The sequence below is a fragment of the Xanthobacter sp. BG11Y11_SDJG genome, assembly GCF_057364445.1.
Genome location: NZ_JBNFNU010000414.1, coordinates 1 through 3,676, shown reverse-complemented (window position 1 = coordinate 3,676; position 3,676 = coordinate 1). Strand labels below are relative to the sequence as shown.

The 3,676-nt window shown below is 71.9% G+C and carries 2 protein-coding genes and 2 pseudogenes; all 4 read right to left on the bottom strand.

Annotation, left to right across the window (positions count from 1 at the left end):
- Window positions 1-172: 172 nt before the first annotated feature.
- Window positions 173-1,023 (bottom strand): annotated as a pseudogene (locus AC2W7M_RS21935) (SDR family NAD(P)-dependent oxidoreductase).
- 23 nt (window positions 1,024-1,046) lie between these two features.
- Window positions 1,047-1,916: an aromatic amino acid exporter YddG gene (gene yddG, locus AC2W7M_RS21930; RefSeq protein ID WP_486134900.1), complete on the bottom strand. Its 870-nt coding sequence runs from the start codon at window positions 1,914-1,916 to the stop codon at window positions 1,047-1,049.
- 16 nt (window positions 1,917-1,932) lie between these two features.
- Complete coding sequence (locus tag AC2W7M_RS21925) at window positions 1,933-2,337, bottom strand: (deoxy)nucleoside triphosphate pyrophosphohydrolase (protein WP_486134898.1); 405 nt, start codon at window positions 2,335-2,337, stop codon at window positions 1,933-1,935.
- A pseudogene (gene argJ, locus AC2W7M_RS21920) lies at window positions 2,334-3,610 on the bottom strand (bifunctional glutamate N-acetyltransferase/amino-acid acetyltransferase ArgJ). The gene AC2W7M_RS21925 and the pseudogene argJ overlap by 4 nt, the downstream one beginning before the upstream one ends.
- Window positions 3,611-3,676 lie beyond the last annotated feature (66 nt).

The following is a 3,676-nucleotide window of genomic DNA, read 5'->3' as shown; positions in this document are numbered from 1 at the left end:
GAGGGTGACGGGGCGGAACGCGGGCGCTGGCGCGGCGGTCCGGCGGCCCGACACCCTCACCCCCACCTCTCCCTGAGGGAGAGGGAGCGCGTCCCGCTGTAGGGAAAACGTCGGGAAGAGGCGCTGCGGCGGGCAGTTGCAAAAACCCTCTCTCCGGGAGAGGCCGGGCGCCTCAGCCGCCCTTCACGAAGGCCGCGAAGGCGTCCTTGTAGTCTTCGTGCCAGCGCGAGAGGGGCGGCCGGTTCTCGATGATGTCGCCCGCCGCCCAGGCGATGCGCTTCTCGTCCAGCGCCCGCGGCACGTCATTGTCCGGGCACAGGATGTAGAAGTCGCCCGCCTCCAGTCGCTCCAGCATGAAGTCGACGGTCTGGTCGGCCGACCACGCCCCGGCCGCTTCTCGGTGCGCCCGCCGGCGGCGAGCGGGGTGAACACGAAGCCGGGGATGAAGAGATGGGCCGAGACCTTGCCGCCCGGCGTGTTGCGCAGTTCGTGCGCGAGCGCCTCGGTGAAGGCCTTCACCCCCGCCTTAGAGACATTGTAGGCGGGATCGCCCGGCGGGGTGGTGATGCCCTGCTTCGACCCGGTGTTGACGATCAGGCCCGGCCGGCCGCGGGCCAGCATCTTCGGTCCGAACACGCGCGAGCCGTGGATGATGCCCCACAGGTTCACGCCGATGACGGCCTCCCAGTTGGCGAGCGGCCCGAACAGGGCGCTGCCGGGCTGGATGCCGGCATTGTTCATGACGAGGTCGGCGCCGCCGAAGCGGGCGGCGGTCTGCGCCTCCAGGCGCGCGATGTCGGCGAGGCGCGAGACGTCGGTGGGCACCGCCAGGACGTCCGCGGCCCCGCCCTTCGCCAGTGCGGCGATGGCGGCGGCGGCGGCATCGAGCTTTTCGCCGGCAAGATCGGCGATCACCACCTTCAGGCCCCGTTCGGCCAAGCGGCGGGCGGCGGCAAGGCCGATGCCGGAGGCGCCGCCGGTGACGACGGCGACGGCCCCTGGGGACAGAGCGGGATGGGTCATGACGCTACTCCGTTGGGGACGGCTCACCGCCGCGTGGCCACAAAAGCGCCGCCGACGATGAGCCCGCAGGCGACGGCGAGCGACCATGTGGGGGCGGCGAAGCCGGCGAGCACCAGTAACAAGGTGGAGAGCACCGGCGCGGCATAGGAGGCGACGCCCAGCAGGCGCACGTCGCCCTTCTTCATGCCGATGTCCCAGGCGTAGAAGGCGATGCCCACCGGGCCGACGCCGAGCGCCGCCACCGCCGCCCACTGGCCGATGCCGGCGGGCCACACCGTCTCCTCCCAGGCGAGATGGCACGCGCCCGCGAGCAGCGCGGTGACGAGGCAGAAGCCCGCCACCGCCTGGGTCGGCACGTCGGCGAAGCGGCGCGAGAGCACCGAATAGGACGACCAGATGAAGGCGCAGGCCAAGGCCGCGAGATAGCCCGGCGCGTAGCGTGCCTCGATGCCGCCGAAGCCGCCTTTGCCGAGCAGCAGCACCACGGTGCCGGCGAAGCCCATGAGGGCGCCGATGACGTGCGCCCGCTTCAGCCCGCCGCCCGGCAGCAGCGCCGAGAGCAGCACGATCAGCAGCGGCCAGAGATAGTTGATGAGGCCCGCTTCCGCCGGCGGCGCCCATTTCAGCGCCGCGAAATAAAGGAAGTGGTAGCCGAACAGCCCGCCCACCCCGTGGAGATAGGCCAGCGGGCGCTGCGCGAGCACGCCGAGGCCCGGCCCTGCCAAAGCCGCGCCGAGCCCGACCATTCCCCCGAGCGCGAAGGTGAGCGCGGTGAGCAGGAAGGGCGGCACCTGCCCGGTCGCGGCGGTCAGCAGCGCCAGCGTCGCCCAGAGCGCGATGGCGGCAAGGCCGATGCGCGTGGCGCTCGCCGGGGAGAGGGTCGCCGAAGGCATGGGAATCCGCCGGACGTCAGGGGCCGAGGAGATCGATGAGCGGCGGGATCAGCGGCGCGTCGGCGGGCGGCATGTCGAGCTCGCGCAGCCTGCCCGCGCGCACCCATTTGAGCGCCTGGTGCTCCTTGCGCTGGACCATGCCGTCCCAGCGCCGGCACACCCACAGCGGCATCAGCAAATGGAACGTCTCGTAGCCGTGGCTCGCGAAGGTGAGGGGGGCGAGGCAGGCCTCCTTCACGGCGATGCCCAGCTCTTCGGACAGCTCGCGGATCAGCGTCTCCTCCGGCCGCTCGCCGGGCTCCATCTTGCCGCCGGGAAACTCCCAAAGCCCCGCCAGCGCCTTGCCCTCGGGACGCTGCGCCACCAGCACGCGGTTGTCCGCATCCACCAGCGCGCAGGCGACGACGAGGGTGAGTTTCACGAGCGATAATCCCCGTTGATCGCCACATATTCCTTGGTGAGGTCGCAGGTGAGCACCGTGTCGGAGCCGCGGCCGAGGCCGAGGTCCACCGTGAGGTCGATGACGTCGTTCTTCATGTAGTCCGAGACCACCGCCTCGTCATAGGACGGGTCGCGCGCGCCCTCGTGGGCGACGCGGATGCCGCCGAAGGAGATGGAGAGCAGGTCGCGCTCCGCCGGCTCGCCGGCCTTGCCCACCGCCATCACCACGCGGCCCCAATTGGCGTCCTCGCCGGCCACCGCCGTCTTCACCAGCGGCGAGTTGGCGATCGACATGGCGATGCGCCGCGCCGACTTATTGGAGACCGCGCCGTTCACATGCACCCGCACCAGCTTGCGGGCGCCCTCGCCGTCGCGCGCCACCTGCTCGGCGAGGTCCGCCATCACCGCCTTGAGGGTGCGGCGGAAGGCGCGCAGACGCGGGTCGGTGGGGTCCTTCGCCGGCCGCACGCCGCGCGCCTTGGCGGCGCCGGTGGCGAACACCAGCACGGTGTCGGAGGTGGAGGTGTCGCCGTCGATGGTCACGGCGTTGAAGGTGGTCTTCACCGCCTTGTCCAGCATGGCCTGGAGCACGCCCGCGGCGATCGGCGCGTCGGTGAAGATGAAGGAGAGCATGGTCGCCATGTCGGGGGCGATCATGCCGGCGCCCTTGGCGATGCCGGAATGGTGACCGGCACGTCGTCGATCAGCACCTTGGCGGTGGCGAGCTTCGGGAAGGTGTCGGTGGTCATGATGGCGCGGGCGGCATCCTCCCACGGGCCGTTCGTCAGGCGGCTGGCGGTCGCCTCCAGAATGCCGGTGAACTTGCCGGCGTCGAGCGGCTCGCCGATCACGCCGGTGGAGGCGAGGAAGACCTCGCTGGGCTTGCAGCCGAGCGCCTTGGCGCCGATCTCGGCGGTGCGCTTGGTCGCCTCGCGGCCCTTCTTGCCGGTGAAGGCGTTGGCGTTGCCGGAATTCACCACCAGGCCCGCGGCCTTGCCTTTCCGCAGCAGCTCGCGGCACCACTCCACCGGCGCGGACGGGCAGCGCGAGCGCGTGGTGACGCCGGCCACCTGGGTGCCGGGCGCGAACGCCACCAGCAGCACGTCGGTGCGGCCCTTGTAGCGGATGCCCGCCTCGGCGGTGGCGAAGGCGACGCCGGGGCACCGGCGGCACCTCGGGCAGGCTCTTGGGCGCGAGGGGGAGAGACGGACGCGGACATGAGGGGCTCCCCGGGATCGGCGCGACGCGCCCACCTCCGGCGAGGCCGGGCCGGCGGACATCGGCGAGGGGTGTGCCGCAGGACGGGGGCGGACGCAAAG

Excerpts from the sequence above, each read along its gene's own strand:
- yddG (WP_486134900.1), bottom strand. The coding sequence starts at position 1,916 with ATGCCTTCGGCGACCCTCTCCCCGGCGAGCGCCACGCGCATCGGCCTT.